The sequence below is a fragment of the Saccharopolyspora antibiotica genome (assembly GCF_047200635.1).
Classification (GTDB): Bacteria; Actinomycetota; Actinomycetes; order Mycobacteriales; family Pseudonocardiaceae; genus Saccharopolyspora_C.
Genome location: NZ_JBJZOI010000028.1, coordinates 1 through 25,480, shown reverse-complemented (window position 1 = coordinate 25,480; position 25,480 = coordinate 1). Strand labels below are relative to the sequence as shown.

25 protein-coding genes are annotated in these 25,480 nt (G+C 73.1%); 6 read left to right on the top strand and 19 right to left on the bottom strand.

The annotated features are described in order from the left end of the window. Nucleotides 1-157: 157 nt before the first annotated feature. Entirely contained in the window at nt 158-1,108 is a 951-nt protein-coding gene (locus ACL03H_RS21105; protein ID WP_412813063.1) for an NAD(P)-dependent oxidoreductase, read from the top strand. Here ACL03H_RS21105 and ACL03H_RS21100 read toward each other — a convergent pair. From ACL03H_RS21100 to ACL03H_RS21075, 6 genes are read right to left on the bottom strand one after another with little or no spacing between them, the layout of a single operon-like run. Continuing rightward, a complete protein-coding gene (locus tag ACL03H_RS21100) occupies nt 1,081-1,743 on the bottom strand; it encodes a class II aldolase/adducin family protein (protein ID WP_412813025.1) in 663 nt (220 codons plus the stop codon). The two genes, ACL03H_RS21105 and ACL03H_RS21100, sit on opposite strands and share 28 nt — an antisense overlap. Continuing rightward, on the bottom strand, nt 1,740-2,219 hold the full coding sequence (locus ACL03H_RS21095; RefSeq protein WP_412813024.1) for a ribose-5-phosphate isomerase: 480 nt from the start codon (nt 2,217-2,219) through the stop codon (nt 1,740-1,742). The genes ACL03H_RS21100 and ACL03H_RS21095 overlap by 4 nt, the downstream gene beginning before the upstream one ends. Nucleotides 2,220-2,224: 5 nt before the next feature. Continuing rightward, the gene (locus ACL03H_RS21090) at nt 2,225-3,970 is read right to left on the bottom strand and encodes a dihydroxyacetone kinase family protein (protein WP_412813023.1); all 1,746 of its coding nucleotides are present in this window, start codon (nt 3,968-3,970) and stop codon (nt 2,225-2,227) included. Continuing rightward, entirely contained in the window at nt 3,967-5,433 is a 1,467-nt protein-coding gene (locus tag ACL03H_RS21085; protein WP_412813022.1) for an FGGY family carbohydrate kinase, read from the bottom strand. The genes ACL03H_RS21090 and ACL03H_RS21085 overlap by 4 nt, the downstream gene beginning before the upstream one ends. Further along, entirely contained in the window at nt 5,430-6,488 is a 1,059-nt protein-coding gene (locus ACL03H_RS21080) for a 2-hydroxyacid dehydrogenase (protein WP_412813021.1), read from the bottom strand. Before ACL03H_RS21080 ends, ACL03H_RS21085 begins: the two co-directional genes overlap by 4 nt. 35 nt (nt 6,489-6,523) lie before the next feature. Continuing rightward, nucleotides 6,524-7,222, bottom strand: a complete 699-nt coding sequence (locus ACL03H_RS21075; RefSeq protein WP_412813020.1) for an HAD family hydrolase — start codon at nt 7,220-7,222, stop codon at nt 6,524-6,526. A gap of 135 nt (nt 7,223-7,357) precedes the next feature. On the opposite strand from ACL03H_RS21075, the gene ACL03H_RS21070 reads away from it, so the two are divergent. Further along, entirely contained in the window at nt 7,358-8,146 is a 789-nt protein-coding gene (locus tag ACL03H_RS21070; RefSeq protein ID WP_412813019.1) for a DeoR/GlpR family DNA-binding transcription regulator, read from the top strand. 123 nt (nt 8,147-8,269) lie between these two features. Here the strand turns inward: ACL03H_RS21070 and ACL03H_RS21065 are convergent, their stop codons facing one another. Next, a complete protein-coding gene (locus ACL03H_RS21065) occupies nt 8,270-9,931 on the bottom strand; it encodes a glycoside hydrolase family 43 protein (RefSeq protein WP_412813018.1) in 1,662 nt (553 codons plus the stop codon). Nucleotides 9,932-10,068: 137 nt separating this feature from the next. Here ACL03H_RS21065 and ACL03H_RS21060 point away from each other — a divergent pair, with 137 nt between their 5' ends. Then, nucleotides 10,069-12,153, top strand: coding sequence for a S9 family peptidase (locus tag ACL03H_RS21060; protein ID WP_412813017.1), 2,085 nt, complete (start codon nt 10,069-10,071; stop codon nt 12,151-12,153). A 47-nt stretch (nt 12,154-12,200) separates the two neighbouring features. On the opposite strand, the gene ACL03H_RS21055 is transcribed toward ACL03H_RS21060, so the two are convergent. The 5 genes from ACL03H_RS21055 to cmk form a co-directional block, all read right to left on the bottom strand. Continuing rightward, the gene (locus tag ACL03H_RS21055) at nt 12,201-13,319 is read right to left on the bottom strand and encodes a sensor histidine kinase (RefSeq protein ID WP_412813016.1); all 1,119 of its coding nucleotides are present in this window, start codon (nt 13,317-13,319) and stop codon (nt 12,201-12,203) included. Continuing rightward, a complete protein-coding gene (locus tag ACL03H_RS21050) occupies nt 13,316-14,014 on the bottom strand; it encodes a response regulator (RefSeq protein ID WP_412813015.1) in 699 nt (232 codons plus the stop codon). Before ACL03H_RS21050 ends, ACL03H_RS21055 begins: the two co-directional genes overlap by 4 nt. Before the next feature lie 89 nt (nt 14,015-14,103). Further along, nucleotides 14,104-15,570, bottom strand: coding sequence for a ribosome biogenesis GTPase Der (gene der / locus ACL03H_RS21045; protein WP_412813014.1), 1,467 nt, complete (start codon nt 15,568-15,570; stop codon nt 14,104-14,106). Then, the gene (locus ACL03H_RS21040) at nt 15,567-16,244 is read right to left on the bottom strand and encodes a lysophospholipid acyltransferase family protein (protein WP_412813013.1); all 678 of its coding nucleotides are present in this window, start codon (nt 16,242-16,244) and stop codon (nt 15,567-15,569) included. The genes der and ACL03H_RS21040 overlap by 4 nt, the downstream gene beginning before the upstream one ends. Beyond that, nucleotides 16,241-16,963 (bottom strand): (d)CMP kinase, encoded by a 723-nt coding sequence (gene cmk / locus ACL03H_RS21035; RefSeq protein ID WP_412813012.1) that lies wholly within the window; start codon nt 16,961-16,963, stop codon nt 16,241-16,243. The genes ACL03H_RS21040 and cmk overlap by 4 nt, the downstream gene beginning before the upstream one ends. Before the next feature lie 209 nt (nt 16,964-17,172). On the opposite strand from cmk, the gene ACL03H_RS21030 reads away from it, so the two are divergent. Beyond that, nucleotides 17,173-17,655, top strand: a complete 483-nt coding sequence (locus tag ACL03H_RS21030; RefSeq protein WP_412813011.1) for a cation:proton antiporter regulatory subunit — start codon at nt 17,173-17,175, stop codon at nt 17,653-17,655. Between the two features lie 125 nt (nt 17,656-17,780). Then, a complete protein-coding gene (locus ACL03H_RS21025) occupies nt 17,781-18,959 on the top strand; it encodes a cation:proton antiporter (RefSeq protein ID WP_412813010.1) in 1,179 nt (392 codons plus the stop codon). Nucleotides 18,960-19,119: 160 nt separating this feature from the next. Here ACL03H_RS21025 and ACL03H_RS21020 read toward each other — a convergent pair whose 3' ends face one another. The 6 genes from ACL03H_RS21020 to xerD form a co-directional block, all read right to left on the bottom strand. After that, nucleotides 19,120-19,893 carry a pseudouridine synthase gene (locus ACL03H_RS21020; protein ID WP_412813009.1) on the bottom strand — a complete coding sequence of 258 codons (774 nt, stop codon included), beginning with the start codon at nt 19,891-19,893 and terminating at the stop codon, nt 19,120-19,122. Next, complete coding sequence (gene scpB / locus ACL03H_RS21015) at nt 19,886-20,674, bottom strand: SMC-Scp complex subunit ScpB (RefSeq protein WP_412813008.1); 789 nt, start codon at nt 20,672-20,674, stop codon at nt 19,886-19,888. The genes ACL03H_RS21020 and scpB overlap by 8 nt, the downstream gene beginning before the upstream one ends. Next, complete coding sequence (locus ACL03H_RS21010; RefSeq protein ID WP_412813007.1) at nt 20,671-21,555, bottom strand: segregation and condensation protein A; 885 nt, start codon at nt 21,553-21,555, stop codon at nt 20,671-20,673. The genes scpB and ACL03H_RS21010 overlap by 4 nt, the downstream gene beginning before the upstream one ends. After that, on the bottom strand, nt 21,552-21,899 hold the full coding sequence (locus ACL03H_RS21005) for a hypothetical protein (protein WP_412813006.1): 348 nt from the start codon (nt 21,897-21,899) through the stop codon (nt 21,552-21,554). The genes ACL03H_RS21010 and ACL03H_RS21005 overlap by 4 nt, the downstream gene beginning before the upstream one ends. 28 nt (nt 21,900-21,927) lie before the next feature. Then, nucleotides 21,928-22,869, bottom strand: a complete 942-nt coding sequence (locus ACL03H_RS21000) for a ParA family protein (protein ID WP_412813005.1) — start codon at nt 22,867-22,869, stop codon at nt 21,928-21,930. Nucleotides 22,870-22,997: 128 nt separating this feature from the next. Beyond that, the gene (gene xerD / locus ACL03H_RS20995) at nt 22,998-23,948 is read right to left on the bottom strand and encodes a site-specific tyrosine recombinase XerD (RefSeq protein ID WP_412813004.1); all 951 of its coding nucleotides are present in this window, start codon (nt 23,946-23,948) and stop codon (nt 22,998-23,000) included. A 171-nt stretch (nt 23,949-24,119) separates the two neighbouring features. Between xerD and ACL03H_RS20990 the strand changes: the two genes are divergently transcribed. Continuing rightward, nucleotides 24,120-24,656 (top strand): DUF1707 domain-containing protein, encoded by a 537-nt coding sequence (locus tag ACL03H_RS20990; RefSeq protein ID WP_412813003.1) that lies wholly within the window; start codon nt 24,120-24,122, stop codon nt 24,654-24,656. Between the two features lie 51 nt (nt 24,657-24,707). Here ACL03H_RS20990 and ACL03H_RS20985 read toward each other — a convergent pair whose 3' ends face one another. Next, the gene (locus ACL03H_RS20985; RefSeq protein WP_412813002.1) at nt 24,708-25,370 is read right to left on the bottom strand and encodes an NUDIX domain-containing protein; all 663 of its coding nucleotides are present in this window, start codon (nt 25,368-25,370) and stop codon (nt 24,708-24,710) included. Nucleotides 25,371-25,480 lie beyond the last annotated feature (110 nt).

The following is a 25,480-nucleotide window of genomic DNA, read 5'->3' as shown; positions in this document are numbered from 1 at the left end:
CGGGCGGGCGCCCGGCGCACGAGTGGCCGAAGCGACGCGCATCGAAAGGATCGGGCCACGGCCGGGCGGCCGGTGGGGCCCGCGCCGGGCGTGGACAATCGGAGCGGACGGACCACGCCGGCCGTCCGGGAACGCACGTCGGGGGTGACCTCGCCGACTGCTCCGCCGCGCCAGGGCGACCGGCGCCGCGGGACAGCCCGGCAGGCCGGGCGGTTCGCGGACGGGCAGCCAGGCAGAAGGGAACGCGATGACGACCGTGGCCTTCCTCGGAACGGGAACGATGGGCGCCCCGATGGCGCGCAACCTGCTCGCGCACGGCTTCGCGGTCCGCGCGTGGAACCGCACCCGAGCCCGGGCCGAAGGGCTCGCCGCTGACGGCGCCACCGTCGTCGACACCCCGGCCGAAGCCGCCCGCGGCGCGGACGTCCTGGTCACGATGCTGCTCGACGCGGAGGCGACCACCGAGGCCGGTGGGCAGGCCGCCGCGGAGATGCCCCCGGGCGCGCCCTGGTTGCAGATGGCCACGATCGGGCTCGGCGGGCTCGCCCGGGTCGCCGAGCTCGCCGCCGACCTGACCCTGGTCGACGCGCCCGTGCTCGGCACCCGCGCGCCCGCCGAGCAGGGCACGCTCACCGTCCTCGCCGCCGGACCCGAGCACGTGCGCGACCGGGCTCGACCGGTCTTCGACGCCGTCGGCGGCCGCACGCTGTGGCTCGGGGAGGACGCCGCGCGCGGCGACGGGACGCGGGTCAAGCTGGCCGCGAACGCCTGGGTGCTGTCGCTGACGAACGCGGTGGGCGAATCGATCGCCCTCGCCGAAGCCCTCGGCGTCGACCCCCGGCTGTTCCTGGACGCCATCGCGGGCGGCGCGGTCGACTCGCCCTACGCGCACCTCAAGGGCGAGGCGATCCTCTCCGGTGAGCTCGCACCGGCGTTCACCGTGGACGGCGCGCACAAGGACGCGGGCCTCATCGCCGAGGCCGCCGGTGAACTGCGGCTGGACCTCGCCGCCGCGGCCCGCGCCCGGTTCGCCCGCGCGTCCCGGGCCGGCCACGGCGGCGAGGACATGGCAGCCGCCTACTACGCCTCCTTCACCGAGGAACCCTGACCCCCGGCGAAGTGCCGGAACCGCGCGGCGGAGCGCTCCAGCTCCGCCGCGTCCAGCAGCCGCGGCTCACCCGCCCGCCGGGCGGTGAGCCAGAGCTCGCAGAGCCACTCCAGCTGCCGCGCCCGGTTGTAGGCACCGGCGAGGGTGCCACCGATCGCGACCGTGCCGTGGTTGCGCAGCACGCACGCCGCGCGATCGCGCAGCGCCACCGACATGTTCGCGGCCAGCTCGTCGGTGCCGAACGTCGCGTAGTCGGCGACCCGCACCACCCCGCCGAGCTCCGCGAGCTGGTAGTGCACCGGCGGGACGTCGTCGCGCAGCAGCGACAGCGCGGTGGCGTGCAGCGAATGCGCGTGCACCACCGCCAGCGCCGCGTGGTCCCGGTACGCGGTCAGGTGCATCGGCAGCTCGGAGGTCGGCGGGAGCTCCCCGTCGACCACCGTGCCGTCCAACCGCACCACGGGGACGTCCGGCACCGCCAGCGCCTCGTAGTCCACCCCGGTCGGGGTGACCGCGACCAGCTCGCCGCAGCGCAGCGAGATGTTGCCGGACGTGCCCACCACCAGCCCGTCGGCGACCATCTTGTGCGCGGTGCGGATGACCTCCGCCCGCTGCTCGGCCAGCAGCCGGCTCAATCCGCCTCCCGCGCCTCGTACTCGCCGATCGCGGCGACCTTCTCCGCCGACGCCGACCGCTCGTCGAAGTGCAGGTCCAGCCACTCCGAGGCCAGCAGCCGCGCCAGCTCCAGGCCCACCACGCGCTGCCCGAAGCACAGCACCTGCGCGTTGTTGCTCAGCACCGAGCGCTGCACCGAGTAGCTGTCGTGCGCGGTCACCGCCCGCACGCCCGGCACCTTGTTCGCGCTGATCGCCACCCCGAGTCCGGTGCCGCACACCAGCAGCGCCCGGTCGGCGCTGCCGTCGGCGACCTTGCGCGCCGCGTTCACCGCCACGTGCGGGTAGGCGGTGTGCTCGTCGGAGCCGACGCCCACGTCGACCACCGAAGCCACCCTCGGGTCCTGCTCCAGGTCGGCCTTGAGCCGATCCTTGTAGTCCAGTCCCGCGTCGTCGGAGCCGACGACGACGCGCCACCCCTGCTGCTGTCCGGTCATGACCGTCACTTCCCCTCGGTCGCGTCGAGTTCCAGATCGTTCAGGACTTCCACGACCCGGGTGAGCACCATCGCCAGCGAGGTGGCTCCCGGATCGGGGGTGCCGAGGCTGCGCTCGGCCAGCGGGCGCGCCCGCCCGGTGCGCGGCAGCAGCCCGGAGGTCTGCTCGGCGGCCTCGGTGGCGGCCCGCACCGCGCGTCGCGCCGCGGGCTCCGCCGCGTCGCCGTCGTCGATCGCGGCACCGAGCTCGTCGACGAACGGCACCAGCGCGTCGACCAGCGTCTTGTCGCCCAGCTCCGCGCGGCCGAGGCGGCGCACCGCCTCCAGCGCGGCCCGCGCCCCGGCGAGCAGATCGGCCGCGGCGGGTTCCCGGTCGTCGGGCAGCAGGTCGCCGAAGGAACGCAGCCCCGCCCCCCACAGCGCGCCCGAGGTGCCACCGGCCTGCGCCGCCCACTCGTCCCCGGCCGCCATCAGCACCGCGGCCGGGCCGACGCCGTCGGCGGCGGCCCGCTCCCCCGCCTCCAGCGCGGCCCCGCTGCCCCGGGACATCCCGCGGCCGTGGTCGCCGTCGCCCGCGATCGCGTCGAGCCTGCCGAGCTCCTCCTCCGAGTCGCGCAGCAGCGCCGCGGTCGAGCGCAGGGCCGCCACCACGCGCCGCGCGGTGTCCTGGCCGACCGGCGGGGCCACGACGACCTCGGCCGCCACCGGCTCCGCCGCCTCCGGCGCGGGCTCGTCGTCCACTTCGGACTCGACGAGGCCGCCCTTGCGGTAGGCGGGAGAATCGGCGGGCGCGCACCAGAAGCGCTCCAGCTCCGGGTCCAACCAGGTCAGCGTCAGCGAGCACCCGGCCATGTCCAGGCTCGTCACCAGCTCGCCGACCTCGGGCTCGACGACCTCGACCCCCGCCTCGGCCAGCAGCCGGGACGCGGTCTTCCACACCACGAACAGCTCCTCGTACTTCGTGGAGCCGAGTCCGTTGAGGATCGCCGCGACCCGGGTCGTCCCGGCGCCCTCGGGGGCCTCCGCCAGCACGCCGTCGACGAGGGTGCGGGCCAGCTCCGCCGCGCTCGGCAGGTCCACTTCGGACACACCGGGCTCGCCGTGGATGCCCAGCCCCAGGCCCATCCGGCCCTCGGGCACCTCGAACAGCGGCTGCGGGCTGCCCGGCAGCGTGCAGCCGTCGAAGGCGACGCCCAGGCTGCGGGTGCGGTCGTTGGCGTGCTCGGCGACGCGGACCACCTCGTCGAAGGAGTAGCCCTCCTCCGCCGCCGCCGAAGCGACCTTGAACACCACGAAGTCGCCCACCACGCCGCGCCGCTTGGCGCTGTCGGTGGCAGGAGCGCTGGCCACGTCGTCGGTGACGACCACGTTGTGCGCCTGGACGCCCTCCCGGTGCAGCCGCTCCACGGCCAGGCCGAAGTTCATGTTGTCTCCGGCGTAGTTGCCGAACGAGAACACCACGCCACCACCGGTGTCGGCGGCCTTCGCGACCGAGTAGGCGTCCTCCGCCGACGGGGACGTGAAGATGTTGCCGACCACCGCGCCGTCGGCGAAGCCCGGCCCCACCACCCCGCAGAAGGCCGGGTAGTGCCCGGAACCACCACCGGTGATCACCGCGACCTTGCCGCGGCGCCCGCGGCGGGCGCGCACCACGCCACCGCGCACCGCGCGCACGTACCGGGCGTGGGCGGCCACGAACCCGGCCACGGCGTCCTCGGTGAACGTCGCCGGATCGTCGTACAGACGGGTCATCGAGATGCTCCTCCTCCGGACCGCCACACCGGCCGAGTCCGTTCGATCGTTTCCAGGTAAGCGCGGTAGCCGCGCTCGTAGAACTCCACCGTCGCCGGATCCGGTGCCACCACGTGCCGGGCGCTCGCCCAGCGCTCGCGGTCCACCGGCTCTCCCAGCGCGTCCCAGGCGGTCATCGCCGCCCCTCGCGCACCCACGCCCTCCTCGTGCGGGACGTGCAGCGGACGTCCCAGCACGCTCGCGAAGATCCGGCTCCACGCCGCCGAGCGCGCGCCGCCGCCGCAGGCCGCGACCTCTCCGCTCAGCCCCGCCGCCTCCAGGTTGTGCCGGGCGGCGTAGGCCACCGCCTCGCACAGCGCCCGCACCAGGTCGGCGGGCGCGGTCTCCAACGACAGCCCGGTGAACTGGCCCCGGGCGTGCGGCTCGACGAACGGGGCCCGCTCGCCGGAGGCCGACAGGAACGACAGGGCCGAGACGCCGTTGGCCCCGGCAGGGCTCTCCGCGAGCAACTCCTCCAGACCACCGACCCCGGCACCGACCAGGCGCAGCACCCAGTCCAGGCTCGCGGTCCCCACCATCGCCGGCATCACCCGCAGGAAGCGGTCCGGCTCCGGGGTGGCCAGCCACATGCCCGCCACCTCCGCGCCGGGATCGGTGCCGACCTCGTCCCGCAGCACCTGGCAGCCCATCGTGGTCCCGATGACCAGGGCCGCGTCTCCCACCGTGCGCACCCCGGAACCGAGGGCGCAGGCGGGCAGGTCGAACGGTCCCGCCGAGACCGGCAGCCCGCTGGGCAGGCCGAGCTCGGCGGCGCGACTCGCCCCGAGCGCGAACAGCGCCCCCGGCGGCGCGGGCTCCGCCAGCAACCCGCTCCACCCGTCGAGACCGCAGGCCTCCAGCGCGGGGGCGCTGTAGGCGCGGGAGGGCACGTCGAGGAACGGCAGCGACGCGTCCGAGGCGTCCACCGTGATCTCCCCGGTGAGCCGCTGCACGATCGCGTCCACGCAGTAGCCCGCCACCGCCGCGCGCTCCAGCCGCCCGGGGTCGTGCTCGGCCAGGTGCGCCAGCAGCGGACCGGCCGAGCCCGGGAACATGCCCGCGCCGGTGAGGTCGTGCACGCGGCGCAGCACGCCCGCCCGGTCCCAGCGGTCCAGCACCGGCGCCGCCCTGGCGTCCAGCCAGGAGATGCCTGGCCCGACCTGCTCGCCCGCGGCGTCGCGCAGCCACAGGCCATCGCCCTGCCCGGTGATCGCCAGCGCCTGCACGGAGCCGGGGGCCTCGGCGGCGACCGCGCGCACCACGGTGATCACCGACTCCAGCACCTCGTCGAGGTCCTGCTCCACCTGCCCGCCCGGGGTGCGGTGCAGGGTGCTGCGCACGCTGCGGGTGATCCGCGCCGAGCCGTCCCGGCCCAGCAGCGACGCCTTCGTCACCGAGGTGCCGACATCGACTCCGATGATCATGGACGGAGGCCTTCCACCCGCTCGAGGACCTCCGGGTTGGCCACGTGCCGGGGTCGCTCGCCGTCGAGGAACAGCGCGACGTCGTCGGCCACGATCGCCGCGGCCCGGTCGGCGGTCCGCCGGGTCGCGCCCGCCAGGTGCGGGGTGGTGATCACGTTCGGGGCGTCGAACAGCGGCCAGTCCGCCGGCGGCGGTTCCACGTCGTAGACGTCCAGCGCCAGCCCGCCGAGCCTGCCCGAGCGCAGCAGCCCCGGCAGCGGCGCGTAGTCCAGCAGCCCGCCGCGCGCCGAGTTCACCAGCACCGCGCCCTCGGGGAGCAGCGCGAGCTTCCCGGCGTCGATGAGGTGCTCGGTCTCCGGGGTGAGCCGGGCGTGCAGGCTGACCACGGAGCTGGCGCGCAGCAGGTCGTCGAGCTCGACCAGCCGCACCCCGTCCCGGTCGGCCTCGTCCCGCCCCGCGAACGGGTCGGCGACCAGCACGTGAGCGCCGAAGGCGCGCAGCACCCGGGCGACGATGCGCCCGATGGCGCCGTAACCGACGAGGCCGACGGTGGAGCCCTCCAGCTCGACGCCCGCGTTCTCGTAGGCGTAGTAGTCCCCGCGCCAGTTGCCGCTCTTGAGCTCCGCGTCGGAGTCGGAGATGCGCCGCAGCGCGGCGAGGATGAGCCCGATCGCGAACTCGGCGGCGGCCGCCGCGTTGCGGGCCGGGGCGTAGCTGACGACCACCCCGGCCTCGGTGGCGGCGGGGAGGTCGACGTTGACCGGGCCACCCCGGGCCACTCCGACGAAGCGCAGGTTCGGGCTCTTGCCGATCACCTCGGCGGTCACCGGCGCCATCTGGGTGGCCAGCACCTCGGCCTCGCCGAGCGCCTCCAGCACCTGCTGTTCGGTGCCGCTGGCCTCCCGCACGCCACCGACGGGGCCGAACGGCTCCACCGGCCAGCCGGTCGTGAGCGTGCTGAAGGTCAGCTCGTGCCCCGCGGCCCGTTCGGTCAGGGCGGTCACGAACAGCTGCGGGTCCACGAAGCGGTCACCCGCGGCGAGAACCTTGGTCATCTCCTGGACTCCTTCGTCCGTGTTCGTCCGTGGCGTCAGCCCGCGACGGGCGTCGTCAACGATTCGAGCAGGCGAACCCGCACCTCGTCGAGGTCCCGGGCCACGAAGGAGGCCACCGCCAGGGCGCTCGCGGCGGGCGGGTAGTCCCGGTTCGGGATGGCGAGCACGGTCATCCCGGCCGCCGCGGCGGCGCGCAGGCCGTTGCCGGAGTCCTCCACCGCCAGGCAGTCCGCCGGGGCGGGCCCGAGCTCGCGGGCCGCCGCGAGGTACACGTCCGGGCTCGGCTTGCCGTGCGGGACCTCAGCGCTGGAGACGGTGGCGCTGAAGCCGGAGGTCAGCGCGTGCCGGTCGAGCACGGCGTCGATGACCCGGCGCGGCGCGGAGGAGGCCAGCGCGATCGGGGCGCGGGCGGAGACCTCCTCCACCATGCGCTCGGCACCGGGCAGCAGCTCGATCTCCCCGGCGTCCAGGGCCGCGATCATGTCGTCGACCACGAGCCGCTCGGTGTCGGCGACCGATTCCGCGGCCCCGCTGAAGGCGGCCAGGAACGCCGCCCACTCCGGAGCGCTCATGCCCTGGACCTGGCGGGTCTGCTCCAGCGTCCAGGTGGCACCGCGGGCGGCCGCGAAGCGGGCCCACATCCGCTCCCACAGGTGTTCGCTCTCGACGAGGACGCCGTCCATGTCGAACACGACCGCGCGGTGCGCACCGGGCGTGCGGTCGGACTGCGTCATCGGTGAACCTCCCAGGTGGCAGCGGCGACGTTCAAATTAACAGTCACGTAGTTAAATGTCACTCATCCAGTGATAATCAACTGACTTCCGGCCTCCTGGCCCCCGGACGCGCGCGGCCCGGGCAAGATGGCGGGCATGGCGTCCGCACCGAAGAAGCAGTCCCCCCGCCTCCTGCGCCAGCAGCAGATCGTCGATCACGTTCTGGAGGGCGGTTTCGCCAGCGCGGCCGAGCTGTCGACGCTGACCGGGGTCAGCCTGATGACGGTGCACCGGGACATCGACGACCTGGTCAGCCGGGGCCTGCTGCGCAAGTTCCACGGCGGCGTCTCGGCGCAGCCCTCCACGGTGTTCGAGAGCAGCTCGGACTTCCGGCTGCACACCCACACCCGGGAGAAGGAGGCGCTGGCCGCCGCCGCGCTCCCGCTGATCTCACCGGGCATGTCGGTGCTGCTGGACGACTCCACCACCGCGCTCGCGCTGGCCCGGCTGCTCGTCGACGTCGGCCCGCTGACCGTGGTCAGCAACTACCGGCAGGTGCACGAGGTGCTGCGCGAGACGACCGACGTGCGGTTGATCAGCATCGGCGGGGAGTACTCCCGCACCCACGACTCCTACATCGGCCTGCCCTGCCAGGAGATGATCGAGGGCCTGTCGGTGGACCTGATGTTCCTGTCCACCTCGGCGATGAACGCCGAGATGACCTTCCACCAGGAGCAGGAGATCGTGCTGGTGAAGCGCGCGATGATCCGGTGCGCCAGCACCCGGGTGCTGATGATGGACGCCAGCAAGGTCGGACGGGCCGCGCTGCACCGGCTGGTGCCCGTCTCGGACTTCGACCACGTGCTGCTGGCCGGTGAGCTCGACGCGGCGCTGGTGGAATCGATGCGGGAGCACTCCGAGGTGCAGCTGGTCGCGATGAGCTGACCGCCCGGCCGCGGTCCGCCTCCGCGCACGACCCGGGCCGTCAGCGCCTCACACTCGATCTGACGTTCTTAACACCGTCGCTGATAACCCGGCCCGCCCCAGGGCGCTCCGCGCAGCGGGCCTTCACCGCGGCACGACCGGAACGCTGATCGCCACCGGGTCCCCGCCCTGGTGCACCGTCGCGTAGGAGCCGTCCGCGCGCCGCCGCTGGTACTCCAGCGACAGCCGCGCTCCCGCCGCCGGCCGGCCCAGCAGCACCGCCCCGTCCGGCTCGGCCCGCACCCGCAGCCCGCTGCCCGGCGCGACGCGCGGCCACACCCGGTTCAACGGATTCTCCAGCGGCAGCGCCGATCCCGAAGCGGTGCCCACCCGCCACCCGATCTCGCCGCGCCCACCGGCCATCCCCACCTCGGTCCGGTCCGCGATCAGCGAGTACGGCGCGACCCCGGACGGCACCGGCCGGTCGCGGGTGGTGCCGTCGATGCGCAGCCGGTCCCGGTCCGGGTCCAGGCGCAACCGGGAGGTGTGCAGCCGCCGTTCGCTCTCCGCCGACGACCGCCCGTGGTGGACGTAGTACAGCTCCCGCTCGTCCGGCGAGGCGATCACGCTGCCGTGCCCGGTGGAGAACAGGTGCTGGCGCGGGCGCTGGGCGAGCACCGGGTTCGCCGGGCTCTTGCGCCACGGCCCGAGCGGGTGGTCGGCGACCGCGTAGCCCACCCCGTAGTTCGCGCTCGCGAAGTTGTTCGCCGAGTACGTCAGGTAGTACCGGGCCCGACCGTCCTCGGTGGCCGCCCGCACCACCGTGGAGCCCTCCGCCCAACGCCGGTCCTTCCGCGCCCCGCCGGACTCCTCGTAGTCGTGGACGTGCGCGTTCTCCCACGGCTGCGGATCCGATCCGTAGTCGAGGATCCGCGTGAAACCGTCCTTGCGCACCCCCGGCGAGTCCCCCGGATCGCGGTTCGCGTCCACGTAGGACGGTGCGATCCGCGGCATCGTCGCGCCCGCCGGGTCGTCCCACCAGTCGCGGGTCAGCTCCACCGCGCAGATGTTGGACTCCTCCACGTACTTGCCCAGCTCCCGGTCCCACACCCAGTTCCGGTAGGCGTTGCGGGAGAAGAACAGGTAGATCCGGCCCTCGTCGAAGACCACGTTCGGATCGATGTGGGGGACGTAGGTGCCCAGCGGCGCGGTGAGCCCCTCCTCCAGGGTCTCCGGCGGCTTCTTCTGCTCGGCGTCCATGAGCAGGTTCACGTCGTGGTAGTCCGGGTCGTACGGGTAGTAGTCGATCGGCCCCGGCGCGATGTCGCGGAACGGGCCCGCCGGGGAATCGGCCACGGCCACGCCCACCTTGCTGGGCTCCTCGAAGTCGGCGTGACCGAAGTGCTCGGCGACCCCCTCCCGCAACCGCGCCGAGTAGAACAGGAAGTACCGGCCCGTCGCCGGGTTGTGGTAGACCTCCGGCGCCCAGAACCAGTCCCGGCCCCACTCGTGCCGGGCACCGACCGGCAGCGCCCCACCGGGCAGCCGCCGCCACGTCACCAGGTCCGGCGAGCGGTAGATCGCGAACTCGAAACCCGGATCCGCGCCGCCGGTCGAGTAGGCGAAGTAGTCGCCGCTGCCCGGATCGCGCAGCACGAACGGATCCGCCGCCGGGAACGCCGCGTCGTTGAAGTAGGTCGCGTCGCTGGACCCGTGCGAGCCGGCCGCCGCGCCGGGAACCCCGGCCACCAGCAGCATCGGCAGCACGAACAGCAAACCCCGCACCCGGGACCAGCGGACCGCCACGCCGCCTCCTCGACACGCACCGGAATCGACCGAATACCCGGGGTGAACGCTGCCCGCGATCAACGCGTGCTGTCAAGGACCGACACGCCACGCGACCTGGCTGCCGCGAACGCCCCGAAAGCTGGCAAAGTGCAGGTATGCCGTCCGTGTCCTCGTTCCCCCGCCACAGCGCGCGCACCCAGGGATTCACCCTCGGCGTGCCGCGCACCTTCACCATCACCCCCGACGGGAAGACCGTCCTGTTCCTGCGCTCCGCCAGCGGAACCGACCGCAGCAACGCCCTCTGGCGCTGGGACGCCGATCGCGGCGAAACCCCGGTGGCCGACCCGCGGACCCTGCTCGCGGACGACGCGGTCTCCGACGAGGAGCAGGCCCGGCGCGAGCGCTCGCGGGAACGCGCCACGGGGATCACCGGCTACGCCACGGACACCAGCGGCGACCAGGTCGCCTTCACCGTCTCCGGCCGGTTGTTCCACGCCGACCTGCGCACCGGCGAGGTGCGGGAGCTGCCCGCGCGGCAACCCGTCGCCGACCCGCGTCCCGACCCGCACGGCCGCTGGATCGCCTACCTCTCCGGCACCTCGCTGCGCCTGATCGGCACCGACGGCAGCGGCGACCGCGCGCTAGCCGAGCCCGACACCGACACGATCACCTGGGGCGCCGCCGAGTTCATCGCCGCCGAGGAGATGGCCCGCTACCGAGGCCACTGGTGGTCGCCCGAGGGCACCGCCGTGCTCGCCACCCGCGTCGACGAAGCCCCCGTGCAGCACTGGTACCTCGCCGACCCCGCCGACCCGGCGAAACCCCCGCGCACCCTGCGCTACCCCTCCGCGGGCACCGCCAACGCCGACGTCGGGCTGGTCGTGCTCGGCATCGACACCGCACCCGTTCCCGTCGAGTGGGACCGCACCGCGCATCCCTACCTCGTCACCGCGCACTGGTCGCGGCACGGCCCGCCGCTGATCGCGGTGCAGAGCCGGGACCAGCGCACCCAGCTCGTGCTGGCCGTCGACCCCGCCACCGGCGCCACCCGCGAGGTGCACCGCGACACCGACGAGCACTGGATCGAGATCAAGGCCGGCTGGCCCGCCTGGCACCCCGGCGGCGACCTCGTGCGGATCGGCGTCGACGGCGACAGCTACCGCCTGTTCGTCGGCAACACCCCGTGGACCCCGGCATCGCTGCAACTGCGCTCGATCATCGACATCGGCGAAGACGTCCTCGTCTCCGCCTCCGCCGACGACCCCGCCGAGATCCACCTCTACCGCTGCACCGCCGACGGCGCCGAGCGGATCAGCACCGAACCCGGCGTGCACCAAGCCGTCCGCAGCGGCGGCACCGCGCTGCACGCGCACTCCGGCCTCGGCTCCCCGCACACCCGGTTCCAGGTCGTCAGCGGCGACCAGGTGGTCGGCGAGATCAGCTCCCGCCCCGAGACCCCGGCGCTGGTTCCGAACGTCGAGCTGCTGCGCCTCGGTGACCGCGCGCTGCGCACCGCGCTGCTGCTGCCGCACGGCCACACCGCCGACGACGGCCCGCTGCCGGTGCTGCTCGACCCCTACGGCGGGCCGCAGGCGCAGCGCGTCCTCGCCCGCCAGCAGGGCTACCTCACCTCCCAGTGGTTCGCCGATCAGGGCTACGCGGTCGTCGTCGTCGACGGGCGCGGCATGACCGGGCGCGGCCCCGCCTGGGACCGCGCGATCAGCGGCGACCTCGCCGAACCCCCGCTGCAGGACCAGGTCGACGCCCTGCACGCCCTCGCCGAACAGCGCCCCGAGCTCGACCTGGACCGGGTCGCCATCCGCGGCTGGTCCTTCGGCGGCTACCTCGCCGCGCTCGCCGTGCTGCGCCGCCCCGACGTGTTCCACGCCGCCATCGCCGGAGCCCCCGTCACCGACTGGCGGCTCTACGACACCCACTACACCGAGCGCTACCTCGGCACCCCCGCCAGCAACCCGCGGGACTACGCGGCCAGCTCCCTCGCCGACGACGCCGCGAACCTGCGCAGGCCGCTGCTGCTGCTGCACGGGACCGTCGACGACAACGTCTTCCCCGCGCATTCGCTGCGGCTCTCGGCGGCCCTGCAGGCCGCCGCCCGACCGCACACCCTGCTGTCGCTGCCCGGGGTCAGCCACATGCCCACCGACGAGACGACCTCCGAGAACCTGCTGCTGCTCCAGGTCGAATTCCTGCGCGCGTCCCTCGGCCTGCCCCAGCCCTGACCACCCCGGCCCCGTCGGGCGGGAGCGGCCGGTCCGCTCCCGCCCGATCAGGACGGCGACAGCGGCAACTCCGCGCTCAGCTCGAAACCCTCACCGCACGGGCCCGACCGGAGGCCGCCCCCCAGCATCCGCACCCGCTCGGCCAAGCCCGGCAAGCCCGATCCACCCCGGCCCGCGTCCCACGCGCCGTCGATCCCCGCCGCGCGATCGCTCACCACCGGAGCACCGTTGCGCACCACGACCCGCAGCCGCTCGGCCTCCACCGACAACTCCACCAGCACCTCCGCGCCCGAGGCGTGCTTCGAGGCGTTCGTCAGCGCCTCCTGCACCACCCGGTAGGCCGCGCGAGCCACCCCCGGAGCCGGACGCACCGCCTCCGGGCGCTCATCCCGCAGCCGCACCCGCATCCCCGACTCCCGCGCCCGCGCCACCAGCTCCGGAATCGCCCGCACCCCAGCAGAACCCTGCTCCTCGGAGACCAGGCCCAACGCGGAGCGCATCTCCGCCAACGCCTCCTTGGCCAGCACCCGCACCCGCGACGCCGACTCCCGCACCTCCGGCTCCGCGCTGCCCGCGCCCAACGCCGCCGCCTCCACCGCGATCAGCGTGACGTGATGCCCCACCGCGTCGTGGATCTCGCGCGCGATCCGGGCGCGCTCCTCCGCCCGAGCCGTCTCCTGCTTGGCCGACAGCTCCGCCTCGGTCGCCTCCCGCAACCGCGCCACGCTCTCGGTCAGCTCCGCCCGGGTCTCGATCAACGTGCCGATCACCGCCGGGCTGCCCGCCGCGATGAAGGACACCGCCACCGTCAACGCGACGTCCTTCGCGGGCAGCGACTGCCAGATCAGCACCGGCGCCAGCGCGCTCGACGCCGCCAGCGACACCCAGGCCACCAGCCACCAGGTGTGCGCGGACGCCCGCCCCAACCGGAACAGCGCGACGAACGCCGCGGCCCAGCCCAGACCACCCGCCAACCCCGGCAGGCACAGCAGCAGCGCCGACTTCGGCGACCAGCGCCGCACCACCAGCCCGGCGCACGCCAGCAGTCCCGTCGCCAAGGGCCACGGCGAACCGTTCTGCGCCAGCAGCACCATGCCCGCCGGCACCAGGACCGCGAACAGGTCCAGCAGCACCCGCCGCGAACCGAGCAGGGCCGACGCGGTCAACGCCGCTCGCCCTCACCCGTCCCCGCTACCCGCTGCGCGATCAACGCGGCCTGCACGCGGTTCTCCGCCCCCAGCTTGCTCAACACCGTCGAGACGTAGCTCTTCACCGTCGCCTCGGTCAACCCCAGCTGCTCCCCGATGTGCGCGTTGGAACGACCCGCGCCCAGCAGCTCCAGCACCTGACGCTCCCGCGCCGACAACGTCCGCACCAGCCGCACCTCGTGCGCCGAATCGCTCAACGAGCGGAATCGGGGCAACAACCGCACCGCGATCCGCGGGTCCAGCACCGCACCACCGGCGGCCAGGTCCTGCACCGCGCGCACCAAGGCGTCCGGCTCCGCGTCCTTCAGCAGGAAACCGTGCGCCCCCGAGCGCAACGCCTCGGCCACGTAGTCGTCCAGATCGAACGTCGTCAACACCGCCGACACCGGCGGACGCGGCAGACCGCGCAGCTCCCGCAACGCGGCCAACCCGTCCTTGCCCGGCATCTGCACGTCGATCAGCGCCACGTCCGGCTGATGCGTGCGCACCACCGACAGCAGCTCATCACCCGTGCCCGCCTCGGCGACGACCTTGATCAGGCCGGCGTGCTCCAGCAGCACCCGCAGGCCGCGCCGCAACATCACCTCGTCGTCGGCCAGCACCAAGCGGATCGGCCGCGCCGCGGAACCATCCGCGGCGGAGTCCACACGCACCCCCGGTCACCTCCCTCGCGCACAGGGCTGACCGAAGGCTATCGGCAACGCAATCTTGGTCTGCGTGCAGTACCCGACCGCTCGTCCGTTCAGCGGCGCGCCTTGCGCCCGTCCTTGCGCTCCCGCACCCGCACCGAGATCCGCACCGGGCTTCCGGTGAACCCGAACTCCTCGCGGAACCGGCGCTCCACGAACCGCCGGTACCCGGCCTCCAGGAAACCGGTCGTGAACAGCACCAGCGTCGGCGGACGCGGGTGCGCCTGCGTCGCGAACAGGATCTTCGGCTGCTTGCCGCCGCGCACCGGCGGCGGACTCGCCGAAACCAGGTCCGACAGCCAAGCGTTGAGCCTGCCGGTCGGCACGCGGGTGTCCCAGGACTCCAGCGCGGTCCGCAGCGCCGGCGCCAGCTTCGCCACCGAACGACCCGTCTCCGCCGACACGTTCACCCGCTCGGCCCAGCGAGCCCGGATCATCTCGCGGTCCAGCTCCTTGTCGAGCTTCCGCCTGCGGTCGTCGTCGACCAGATCCCACTTGTTGCACACCAGCACCAGCGCCCGGCCCGCTTCGATGACCATCCCGATCACCCGCAGGTCCTGCTCGGTCAACGGCTCGGAGGCGTCGATGAGCACCACCGCCACCTCAGCCGCCTCGATCGCCGCCTTCGTCCGCAACGAGGCGTAGTACTCCGTGCCGCTCGCCGTGCGCACCCGCTTGCGCAGCCCGGCGGTGTCCACGAACCGCCACACCTCGCCGTCGAGCTCCACCAGCGAGTCCACCGGGTCCACCGTGGTGCCCGCGACGTCGTCCACCACCGCGCGCTGCTCACCGGTCAACCGGTTCAGCAGGCTCGACTTGCCGACGTTCGGCTTGCCCACCAGCGCCACCCGGCGCGGCCCTCCGGTGGTGCCGAACTGCTCGTGCGGCACGTCCGGGAACACGTCCAGCACCGCGTCCAGCAGGTCACCCGACCCGCGCCCGTGCAGACCGCTGATCGGCCGCGGCTCACCCAGCCCGAGCGACCACAGCGTCGACGCGTCCGCGAGGATCCGCTCGTCGTCGACCTTGTTCGCCGCCAGCAGCACCGGCCGCTTCGACCGGCGCAGCACCCGGGCCACGGCCTCGTCCGTCGCCGTCGCCCCGACCTGGGCGTCCACCACCAGCAGCACCGCGTCCGCCGTGGACATCGCCATCTCCGCCTGGGCCGCCACCGAGGCCTGCAGCCCCTTCGCGCTCGGCTCCCAGCCACCCGTGTCCACCACCGTGAACCGGCGGCCGTTCCACAGCGCGTCGTAGGCGACCCGGTCCCGGGTCACGCCCGGCATGTCCTGCACGACCGCCTCCCGGCGCCCGAGCAGCCGGTTCACCAGCGTCGACTTGCCCACGTTGGGCCTGCCGACCACCGCCAGCACCGGCTGCGGACCGCCCTCGGCGCTGTCCTCATCACCCTCGACACCGTCGAACTCAGACCACTCGGCCTCGTCCGACCACGTCCCGTCCAGGCCGCCGTCCAGCGGTGCACCCGCATCGTCCGGGCGGCCCACCGACTCCTCGGTCACGCTCGTTTCCCTCTCACGTCGTCATTTCCGGTGGTCCCGGCGATCAGCCCGTCCAGTTCGGCGATCAGCCCCACCAGCTCGTCGCGGACCTGCTCGGTCGCTGCCGTCAACCCGGCGCGCCCCTTGGCCGCCGCCACCACCACCGGCTCGCCGAACAGCACGTCCACCCTGGGACGAAGCCTACGGCCCCGTCCGACGGGACGGCGCGTGCCCCGGCACGCCACCGGCAGCACCCGCGCCCCCGAGCTGCGCGCCAGCCACGCCGCCCCGTGCTGCGCGCTGTCCACCTCACCCGCACCGCGAGTCCCCTCCGGGAACACCCCGACGAGCCCGCCCGCGCGCAGCACCCGCACCGCCGCCAGCAGCGGAGTCCGGTCCGGCTCGCCCCGGCGCACCGGGATCTGCCCGATGCCGCGCAGCACCCGGCCCAGCAGACCGCGGAACATCTCCTGCTTGATCAGGAACACCGAGGAGCGCGGCACAGTAGCGAACAGCACCGGCCCGTCCATCAGCGAACTGTGGTTGGCCACCAGCACCAGCGGCCCGCTCTCCGGCACGCGCTCCCGGTGGTGCACGCGCAACCGGTACGGCAACCGCACCACGAAGGGCCCGATCCACCGGGCCGCCCGCTGCAACCGGCGCGACGCGCCCTCCGGCAGATCCAGCCCGCTCACCGCGTCGGCTCCACGCCGGCGGCGAGCCCCCGCGCCCGCACCATCGAACCCAGCCGCGCCAGCACGCCCGCCACGTCCAGCTCGGTCGTGTCCAGCTCCACCGCGTCCTCGGCCATCCGCAGCGGCGACACCGCGCGGCCCGAGTCGAACGCGTCCCGCCGCTGCACGTCGGCGTGGGTCCGGGCCAGATCGGCGGAACGCCCAGCGGCCACGTCCTGATCGCTGCGGCGCCGCGCGCGGGCCTCCGAGGAAGCGGTCAGGTACACCTTCAGCTCCGCGTCCCTGGCCACGACCGTGCCGATGTCGCGTCCTTCCACGACCACGCCGCCCGGCGCCGCCAGCGCTTCCCGGATGATCCTGCGCTGCTCCTCGACCAGCAGCTCGCGCACCCGCGCCACCGCCGAGACGGCCGAGACGGCACCGGTGACCTCCGGGCCGCGGATCTCCCGCGAGACGTCCTCGCCGCCCAGCACCACCGTCGGCAGCTCCGGGTCCGTGCCCATCACCGGCAGCGAGGCCGCGGCCTGCGCGGCCACCGCCGCCTCGTCCGCGAGCTCGATCCCGGCGCGCAGCACCGCGAGCGTCACGGCCCGGTACATCGCGCCGGTGTCGAGGTACGACGCCGACAGCGCCGCCGCCAGCTTTCGGGCCACGGTGGACTTCCCGGTACCCGAGGGGCCGTCGAGGGCCACCACCCCACGAAGCTCGGCGTCTGCCACGTCGAGTCTCCTCCTTAGTCGCCACCGGCCGAGGAACCGCCGGACCAACCACTCATTGTGCCTGCTCCACCGATCGGACCCCCACTTGGTCCACGAACGGCGGCACACCGCTGACCCGGTGCGTCCGACTCCCGCCATCGTGTCCAAAAGTCACCGGTTCGTCCGAGGCGCAGCACGAAGGCAGCAGTTCGTGTATTAGGCTCGAACACGTGGACGTCACAGTGACCCCGCTTCCGGGACTCGGGACCCAACAGGACTTCAACACGCGTTCCGGGCACAGGATCGGTGTGATCACGTACCGCGACGGACGCTTCGAGCTGATCGTCTCGGGCAGCGACGACCCGGACAAGGTCGCCGCCTCGGCCGGTCTCACCGCCGAGGAGACCAACACCCTCGCGAACCTCCTCGGCGCCCCTCAGCTGGTGGCGCGCCTGAGCGAGCAGCACCGAGAGGTCGCCGGGATCAACACCTGGCAGCTCCCGGTGAACGAGGGCTCGCCGTACGACGGGCGCACCCTCGGCGACACCGAGATGCGCACCCGCACGACGGCGTCGACCGTCGCCGTCGTCCGCGGAGGGACCGTGCACCCGTCGCCGCGTCCCGACTTCGAGTTCAGCGCCGGCGACCTGGTGGTCGTGGTCGGCACCGCTGAAGGCCTCCGGGCCGCGAGCGAAATCCTCGAACGGGGCTGACGCCCCGGAGGACAAGGTCGTCCGCACTCAGCGCCCAGGAGCCCCGCTCCCGGGCGCGAGACCCCGTGCGCCCAAGTGCGGGGAACAACTGAACAGGTACTCGGACAGGGCGAGAGGAAACACTGTTGCACGACACGGCGATCTCCCTCATCGAACTGGGAGCGGTGTTCTTCGGTCTCGGTGTACTCGGCCGCCTTGCCTGGAAAATCGGCATCTCCCCGATCCCGCTGTACCTCGTGGGCGGGATCGCGTTCGGAACCGGCGGCTTAATACCGCTGCACGGAATCGAACCGTTCACGCACCTGGCCTCCGAAATCGGCGTGGTGCTGCTCTTGCTCCTGCTGGGGCTGGAGTACTCGGCGGGCGAACTCGTCACGGGACTCCGGCGCTCCTGGCTGGCGGGTCTGGTCGACCTGGTGCTCAACGCGGCACCCGGCGCGATCGTCGCCTTCATGCTGGGCTGGGGCCCCATCGGTGCCTTGACCATGGCTGGCGTCACTTACATCTCTTCATCCGGAATCATCGCGAAGGTCCTGGGCGACCTGGGGCGGCTCGGTAACCGCGAAACTCCGGTGGTGCTGTCGATCCTGGTCTTCGAGGACCTGGCGATGGCCGTCTACCTGCCGATCCTCACCGCGGTTCTCGGCGGGGTGAGCCTGCTCGGCGGGTTGACGGCCGTCGGCATCTCGCTGATCGTCATCTCGATCGTGCTCGTGGTGGCGCTGAAGTTCGGCCGCTACGTCTCCGCGCTGATCGACAGCCCTGATCCCGAGGTCTTCCTGCTGCGGCTGCTGGGCTCGGCCCTGCTGGTCGCCGGGATCGCGTCCGAGCTCCAGGTCTCGGCCGCGGTCGGGTCGTTCCTGCTGGGCATCGCGATCTCGGGATCCACCGCGCAGAACGCCACCCGGATGCTCGAACCGCTGCGCGACCTGTTCGCCGCGGTCTTCTTCGTGGTGTTCGGGCTCAACACGGATCCGTCCAAGATCCCGCCGGTGCTGGGCTTCGCGCTGCTGCTGGCCATCGTCACCGCTGTCACGAAGATCGGAACCGGCTGGTTCGCGGCCCGTTCGCAGGGCATCGGCAAGATGGGCCGGGCGCGCGCCGGCGCGGCGCTGGTGGCCCGCGGCGAGTTCTCCATCGTCATCGCCGGGCTCGCGGTGAGCTCCGGTGCGGTCTCCGGGGAGCTGGCGGCCCTGGCGACGGCCTACGTGCTGCTGATGGCGATCCTGGGCCCGGTGGCGGCGCGCGTCGTCGAGCCGGTGACGCGGCGGCTGGTCTCCCGCAACAAGGTGGCCAAGGCCTGACGGCCGAACTCCCCACGACATCAGGCCGGGAACCCCTCGCGGGTTCCCGGCCTGTTCGGTGTTCCGGCCTTCACCGATTAATTTCACTCGACACTGAAGCAATCGCGATCACTGAACGACGCACGCGAAAACGCCCCCGGTCGCGCGGCGCTTTCGAAGATCACATGCCGACGGCGCGGTAGAGCGAGCCGACCTCCTTGCGATCCAGCTTGCGGATCGCGCCGGGACGCTCGTTGTTCAGCCGCACCTCACCGATCGCGGTGCGCACCAGACGCTGCACCGGGTGGCCGGCGTGCTCCAGCAACCGCCGCACCACGTGCTTGCGGCCCTCGTGCAGCACCAGCTCGACCAGCGCGCGCCCCTGGTTGACGTCCACCAGGCTGAACCGGTCCAGCTTCACCGGACCGTCGTCCAGCATCACGCCCTGCCGCAGCTGCTTGCCCAGGTCCTTCGCGATCGGACCCGGCACCTCGGCGAGGTAGGTCTTGAGGACCTGGTACGAGGGGTGCATCAGCCGGTGCGCCAGCTCGCCGTCGTTCGTGATCAGCAGCAGGCCCTCGGTGTCGACGTCCAGCCGACCCACGTGGAACAGCTTGCCGTCCCGCTCCCGCAGGTAGTCGCCGATGCACGGCCGACCCTGGTCATCGGACATGGAGCAGAGGATGCCCGTCGGCTTGTTCAGCATCAGGTGCTGCACGTCGTCGTTCACCACGACCCGGGTGCCGTCCACGTGGATCACCGAGCGCTCCGGGTCCACCCGGCGCCCGAGCTCGGTGACGACCTCGCCGTCCACCTCGATGCGGCCCTGGGTGATCATTCCCTCGGCGGCGCGGCGCGACGCCACGCCCGCCCGGGAGAGCACCTTCTGCAGCCGGATGCCCTCCGGCTGCGCGTCCGCAGCGGACGAAGAAGCCGGGGCGCGGTGTTCAGACATCGTCGATCGTATCCACTTCAGGCAACAGGGGAGCCAACGGCGGCAGTTCCTTCAGCGACGACAATCCGAGCCGCTCCAGGAACAGCTCCGTCGTGCAGTACAGGTACCCGCCGGTCTCCGGGTCGGTACCGGCCTCTTCCACGAGGCCGCGCCCCACCAGGGTACGGATGACGCCGTCGACGTTGACACCGCGTACCGCGGCGACCCGCGCGCGCGTCACCGGCTGCCGGTAGGAGATCACCGCGAGGGTCTCCAGCGCGGCTCTGGTCAGCTTGGCCCGCTGCCCGTCCAGCAGGTAGCGCTCCACGTAAGGCGCGTAGACCTCGCGGGTGTAGAACCGCCAGCCCTCACCGACCCGCCGCAGGTCGATCCCGCGGGCGGACTCCTCGTACCCGGCCGCGAGCCGCCGCAGCGCGTCGCGGATCCGGGCGACCGGCTGGTCCAGCGTGTCGGCCAGCAGCTCCTCCCCGGCCGGGACGTCCACCACCAGCAACAACGCCTCCAGCGCCGAGTCCAGGGCCGCGTCCGAGGTCAGGTCCGGCGGCGTCCGCGCGCCGGATTCCGCCGGTGCCCGCTCGGCGGACTCCGGCACCTCTCCGGCACCGGGCCCGGCCTCCTGGGGCTCCGGCACCTCCTGGGGCTCCCGCGGCTCCTGGGACTCCCGCGGCTCCTGGGACTCCCGCGGCTCCGCTCTCCCCTCGGAGTCCGGAACCGCCTGAGCCTCCCGGCCCCGCTCGACCTCGGCCGCCTCACCGGACGCGTCCTCGTGCACTTCCCTCACCCGTATTCCTCGTCGTTCGCGCTGCGCCGGTCGCTCTCGGCCGCGGCCCGCGCTTCGTCGAGGCTGCCGCCGACCCATCGCACGACCAGGTCCCCCAGCGGATCCTCCTGCTCGAACGCGAGCACCTTCTCCCGGAACAGCTCCAGCAGCGCCAGGAACCGCGCCACGATCTCCACGGTGTGCTCGCAGTCGGCCACCAGCGTCGAGAAGTCCGCCACCCCCAGCTCCGCCAACCGCACCCGCAGCACCGCCGCGTGCGCGCGCACCGAGACCTGGTGCTGGTGGATGTGGTCCAGCGACACCTCGGGAGGCGGCTTGGGCCGGAACACCGCTGCGGCGATCTCGGCCAGCCGCTGCGGGCCCACTCCGATCATCACCTCGGGCAGCAGGCCCTCGAACCGGGGCTCCAGGGCCACCGAACGGGGATACCGCCGCAGGGCTCCCGCCTCCAGCTCGCCGAACAGCGCGGCGACCTGCTTGTACGCCCGGTACTGCAACAGCCGCGCGAACAGCAGGTCCCGCGCCTCCAGCAGCGCCAGGTCCTCCTCGTCCTCCACCTCGGCCGCGGGCAGCAACCGGGCGGCCTTCAAATCCAGCAGCGTCGCGGCGACGACCAGGAACTCGGTGGTCTCGTCGAGGTCCCACCCCTCCCCGAGCGCCTTGATGTACGAGATGAACTCGTCGGTGACCTTGTGCAGCGCGACCTCGGTGACGTCGAGCTGGTGCTGCGAGATCAGTTGCAGCAGCAGGTCGAACGGGCCCTCGAAGTTGTCCAGCCGCACGGTGAAGCCGGTGCGCGCGGGTTCGGAGCCCGCCTGGTCGGCAGCGGGCTGCTCAAGAACCGGAACCGCATCGACCCCGCCGGACGCGGAGTCGGTCACTCGCCTTCCTCCTGCCGCAAGCCGCGCACCAAAGCCGAATCCGCACCGCGCGCATCGAGATCCGCGAGCAGCATGGCCACCCCTTCACGAACGACCCTGCCACGATCCACCGCGATGCCGTGCTCAGCGCGCAGCGCGAGCCGGGCCTGTTCCAACGCCAGCAACTCCTCATCGGAGACGTACACGGTGATTTTCGCATCGTGCTTGCGGCGCCCCGACCCCGACCTCGAGCGCGCGTCGCCCCGGGGCTCCTCCGGACCGGGCCGCGCGGGCGGCCCGGCGGCGGGCGCGGCGGTGGTGCGGAACAGCTCCGAAGCTCCCGGCAGCTCGGCGCGACGCCTCACGCGGCCCTCCCCCGCCGCACGGGAGCGTTCACCGCGCGATCACCTCGCGAGCCAGCGAGCGGTACGCCTGCGCACCGGCGGATCGCGGCGCCCAGCGCGTGATCGGCTCCCCCGCCACCGTGGTCTCCGGGAACCGCACCGTGCGGTTGATGACGCTGTCGAAGACCACGTCGCCGAAGGCCTCCACCACCCGCGCCATCACCTCGCGGGAGTGCAGCGTGCGCGGGTCGAACATGGTGGCCAGGATGCCGCTGATCTCCAGCTTCGGGTTCAGCCGCTCCTGCACCTTCTCGATCGTGTCGATCAGCAGCGCCACCCCGCGCAAGCTGAAGAACTCGCACTCCAGCGGAATGATCACACCGTCCGCGGCCGCCAGGGCGTTCACCGTGAGCAGGCCGAGCGAGGGCTGGCAGTCCACCAGGACGAAGTCGTACTCCTTCATCGCCGGGAACAGCACCCGCTGCAGGGTCTGCTCGCGCCCCACCTCGGCGACCAGCTGCACCTCGGCGGCCGACAGGTCGATGTTGCTCGGCAGCAGGTCCATGCCCTCGACGCTGGTCCGCATCACCACGTCCCGGACGTCGACCCCCCGCTCCATGATGACGTTGTAGATCGTTTGATCCAGCTGGTGCGGCTGCACGCCCAGGCCGACCGAGAGCGCGCCCTGCGGGTCGAAGTCCACCAGCAGCACCCGGCGCCCGTACTCGGCGAGCGCGGCGCCCAGGTTGATCGTCGACGTCGTCTTGCCGACGCCGCCCTTCTGGTTGCACATGGCCAGCACCGAGGCGGGCCCGTGCCGGTCCAGCAGCGGCGGTTCCGGGATGTGCTTGCGCGGGCGGCCGGTCGGGCCGATGTTGCCATCCGGCGACAGCTCGGCCTCGGTTCCCGAGGCGGCGGGCTTGTGCGGGGCGATGCTCAGGTCGACCGCGCCCCGGGACCGCCCTTCGGCGGAGGGCTGCGGTGTCGACATGGCGCTAGGACTCCTTGTCTGGCGACGACGATCTTACCGATCGAGCGCAGCCTAAGTGGCGTTCACTACCTGCGGCAACGCGCCTCGCCGTGCACGTGCGAATTGCGCGCCGCCCCACTCCATCGGGTTCAAGTATCGCCCCGGAGCGCCCGCGGATGGGCCGTCGCGTAGACCTCGCGCAGCGTGTTCACCGTCACCAGCGTGTAGACCTGCGTCGTGGTGACCGAGGCGTGACCGAGCAATTCCTGCACGACCCGGACATCCGCGCCGCCCTCCAGCAGATGCGTGGCGAAGGAATGGCGCAGGACGTGCGGGGAGACCGAACCGGCGATCCCCGCCCTTTCCGCGGCGGATTTCAGCGCGTTCCAGGCGCTCTGCCGGGACAACCGGCCGCCGTGCGAGTTCAGGAACACCGCCGCGCTGCCCCGGCCTCGGGTCGCCAGCACCGGCCGACCGCGCACCAGGTAGGCCTGCACCGCCTCCAGCGCCGGGCGTCCGATCGGCACCAGCCGCTGCCGCCCGCCCTTGCCGCGCAGCAGCGCGGTGCGCTCGTCGGAGTCGAGGTCGTCCACGTCGAGCCCCACGGCCTCCGAGATCCGGGCGCCCGTGGAGTACAGCAGCTCCAGCAGCGCCCGGTCTCGCAGCCCGCGCACGTCCCGGCCGTCCGCGCCGTCGAGCAGGCGGAGCACCTCGGCCACCGGCAGGGCCTTCGGCAACCGCCGCGCCGGACTGGGCGGGGAGACCTCGCGGGCCACGTCGGTCTCGACCCAGCCCTCCGCGTGCGCGAACCGGTGCAGTCCGCGCACCGCGACCAGGGCCCGCGCCGCCGAGGAGGGGGCCAGCGGTGCGTGCTCCGCCGTCCCCTCCCGCAGTTCGGCGGTGAAGGAGGCGAGGTGCCCGGCACCGACTTCGCGCAGGGTCCGCACCCCGGCCTCGGCCAGGTATTTCCCGTAACGGCGCAAATCGCGCGAATACGAGTCCAACGTGCTGCGCGCGCTTCCCCGTTCCACCGCCAAGTGGTCCAGGAAACCGGCGCACGCGGTGGCCACTCCTCCCGGGAGGTCCTCGAAGGCCTTCACAGCCACTCCTCTGCGCGCGGACGATCGGGCCGCAGCTTAGGGCTCGCCCCCGGGACGCGATCGTTCGCATCGGGGAGCGGAGAACGGACCAAGGTGAATTGCTCCGAACGCACGTCAGTTCTCCCGCCGTTTCCCAGCGCTCCGGAACCCGGTTCGACTAATCTGATCAATGTGAGTTCACCGTACGATTCCGGCCAGCTGCGCATCGGCGACCACGAGCGCGCGCAGGCCATCCAAGCGCTCGGCGAGCACTACTCGCTGAGCAGGCTGAGCTTGAGCGAGTACGAGGAACGGGTCGACCGAGCCACCCGCTCGCTCACCTGGAACGACCTGGCGGACCTGTTCACCGACCTCCCGCACCCGCGGCCGATGAACCGCGCGGCACCGCACGCCCCGTCCGCGGCGGGCCCGATGCCGCCAGGACCGATGCCGCCGGGCCCGATGCCGCACCCCCAGCAACCGCAGGTGTGGTCGGACAAGTCCCGGCTCGCGGCGGGACTGCTGCAGATCCTGCTGCCGTTCGGCATCGGGCGGTTCTACACGGGCCACACCGGGATCGCGGTCGGCCAGCTGCTGCTGTTCACCCTCGGCGGCCTGCTCACCTGCGGACTGGGCAGCCTCGCCGCCATGATCTGGTGCGTGGTCGACGGCATCGTCCTGCTCAGCACCGAGAGCACCGATGCGCACGGCCGCGCGCTGACCTCCTGAGGGCGCGAGCCGCCCACCGCGGCGGGTTCGCGGCGCCCCACCGGTCGCGGACTAACCGTGCAGCCGCTGGCTCAGCCGGGTCGGGCGGTCGAGCCACGGCGCCGACGCCTGCCGAAGCGTCGCGGTTCCCGCACGCACCGCCTGCGCGGCCAGCAGGCCCGCGACGGCGGCCGCGTTCACGATCTCGCCGTCCAGCGCCATCCGCACCGCCGCGTCGAAGGGGACGCGCCGGATCACCAGGTCCGCCTCCTCATCCCCCTCCGCGGCCGGACGTCCCACCTCGCTGAGCGAACGCGCCAGGAACACCCGCTCGCTCTGGTCGGTGAACCCCGGGGACGAGGCGACGTCCACCAGGACGGACCACTCCTCGGCCGCGAGCCCGACCTCCTCGGCCAGCTCGCGCTGAGCGGTGCGCACCGGGGCCTCCCCCGCCACGTCGAGCAGGCCGGCCGGCAACTCCCAGAGCCGCCGCCCCAGCGGGTAGCGGTACTGGTGGATCAGGACGACCTGGTCGTCCTCGTCCAGCGCGACGACGGCCACGGCGCCGAGGTGCTCGACGACCTCGCGGCGGGCCCGCCCGCCGCCGGGCATGGCGACCTCGTCGGCGCGCAACGCCAGGATCTTGCCGACGTAGACGTCCTGGGAGGAGAGGGTCTCGAACTGGTGGCGACCGCGGGTCAACTCGGTCTCGCCGTTCGGCTGCGCTGGGCTCACGGGCCCACCCTACGACCAGTCGGCGCGGGCTCGGGCAACTTCGTGATCTTTCCGCTCCGCGTCGCTCGCTCGACGGGCTCGGGGGGGGGGGGGGGGGGGGGGGGGGGGGG

Bases quoted from the DNA above. Each gene is read 5' to 3' on its own strand.
- ACL03H_RS21000 (WP_412813005.1), bottom strand. From the start codon at position 22,869: ATGTCGACACCGCAGCCCTCCGCCGAAGGGCGGTCCCGGGGCGCGGTC.
- ACL03H_RS21090 (WP_412813023.1), bottom strand. From the start codon at position 3,970: ATGACCCGTCTGTACGACGATCCGGCGACGTTCACCGAGGACGCCGTG.
- ACL03H_RS21080 (WP_412813021.1), bottom strand. From the start codon at position 6,488: ATGACCAAGGTTCTCGCCGCGGGTGACCGCTTCGTGGACCCGCAGCTG.
- ACL03H_RS21075 (WP_412813020.1), bottom strand. From the start codon at position 7,222: ATGACGCAGTCCGACCGCACGCCCGGTGCGCACCGCGCGGTCGTGTTC.
- ACL03H_RS21095 (WP_412813024.1), bottom strand. From the start codon at position 2,219: ATGACCGGACAGCAGCAGGGGTGGCGCGTCGTCGTCGGCTCCGACGAC.
- ACL03H_RS21085 (WP_412813022.1), bottom strand. From the start codon at position 5,433: ATGATCATCGGAGTCGATGTCGGCACCTCGGTGACGAAGGCGTCGCTG.
- ACL03H_RS21020 (WP_412813009.1), bottom strand. From the start codon at position 19,893: ATGTCTGAACACCGCGCCCCGGCTTCTTCGTCCGCTGCGGACGCGCAG.
- ACL03H_RS21070 (WP_412813019.1), top strand. From the start codon at position 7,358: ATGGCGTCCGCACCGAAGAAGCAGTCCCCCCGCCTCCTGCGCCAGCAG.
- ACL03H_RS21060 (WP_412813017.1), top strand. From the start codon at position 10,069: ATGCCGTCCGTGTCCTCGTTCCCCCGCCACAGCGCGCGCACCCAGGGA.